The 1,018-nt window shown below is 53.7% G+C and carries 3 protein-coding genes; all 3 read right to left on the bottom strand.

What is annotated here, in order from left to right:
* A partial coding sequence (rpsC, locus tag ACTG34_RS13875) for a 30S ribosomal protein S3 (RefSeq protein ID WP_439105451.1) occupies nt 1–383 on the bottom strand: 383 nt, incomplete at its 3' end.
* Nucleotides 383–763, bottom strand: a complete 381-nt coding sequence (gene rplV / locus ACTG34_RS13870; protein WP_062217298.1) for a 50S ribosomal protein L22 — start codon at nt 761–763, stop codon at nt 383–385. The genes rpsC and rplV, both read right to left, overlap by 1 nt.
* A 3-nt stretch (nt 764–766) precedes the next feature.
* The coding region (gene rpsS / locus ACTG34_RS13865) for a 30S ribosomal protein S19 (RefSeq protein WP_439105450.1) at nt 767–1,018 on the bottom strand (252 nt) is incomplete at its 5' end.

Below are 1,018 nucleotides of genomic sequence, written 5' to 3'. Positions count from 1 at the left end.
ACACGACGCTCGAGCTGCTGAGCGATGCTCTCGGATACGAGAGCAGCGTCAAGCTCGGGCTTGCGCACTTCAACGATGTTGAGGTGCAGCTCGGAGGCTGTCATCGAAGCAATTTTCTTACGCAGAGTCTCAATGTCTGCGCCTTTTTTGCCAATGATGACACCGGGACGTGCAGTGTGGATCGTGACGCGGCACTTTTTGTGCGGACGCTCGATGATCACACGGCTAATGCCGGCTTGCTTGCATTCTTCCTTAACGAATTCACGGATCTTGAGATCTTCCAAAAGAAGATCGCCATAATCCTTCGTATCGGCGTACCAGCGGCTATCCCAGGTGCGGTTTACCTGGAGGCGCATGGCAATCGGGTTGACCTTATGACCCATTAGTTTTGCTCCTCAACTTGGCGCACCTTGATGGTGATTTCAGCGAACGGCTTCATGATCTTGCCGAAACGGCCACGAGCACGCGGGCGACCGCGTTTCATGGTCAGGTTTTTACCGACCCACGCCTCAGCGACGACGAGCTCGTCGACATCAAGGTTGTGGTTGTTCTCGGCATTCGCGATTGCGGACTGAAGACATTTCTTCACATCTGCGGCGATACGCTTGTTCGAGAACGTCAGGTCGATAAGAGCCTTGTCGACTTTCTTGCCACGGATCAACTGAGCCACAAGGTTCAGCTTTTGCGGGGAAACGCGAAGCATGCGAGTTTTCGCCATTGCTTCGTTGTCTGCCACGCGGCGGGGATTTTTATCCTTGCTCATGGCTTACTTCCGTTTCGCTTTTTTGTCTGCGGCGTGACCGTGGTAAGTGCGGGTAGGTGAATACTCGCCAAACTTCTGGCCAATCATGTCCTCAGAGACGTTGACGGGGATGTGCTTGCGACCGTTGTAAACACCAAAGGTGAGACCAACGAACTGCGGCAGGATGGTTGAGCGGCGCGACCAGATCTTAATGACCTCGTTGCGGCCCGACTCACGGGATTTTTCAGCCTTCTTGAGGACATAAGAGTCCACAAA

The sequence above is a fragment of the Celeribacter marinus genome (genome assembly GCF_965656515.1).
In the GTDB taxonomy this organism is placed as follows: domain Bacteria; phylum Pseudomonadota; class Alphaproteobacteria; order Rhodobacterales; family Rhodobacteraceae; genus Celeribacter; species Celeribacter marinus_D.
This window is presented reverse-complemented; position numbering and strand designations above follow the sequence as displayed.

Coding starts and splice junctions, on each gene's coding strand:
- rplV (WP_062217298.1), bottom strand. CDS start 763: ATGAGCAAGGATAAAAATCCCCGCCGCGTGGCAGACAACGAAGCAATG.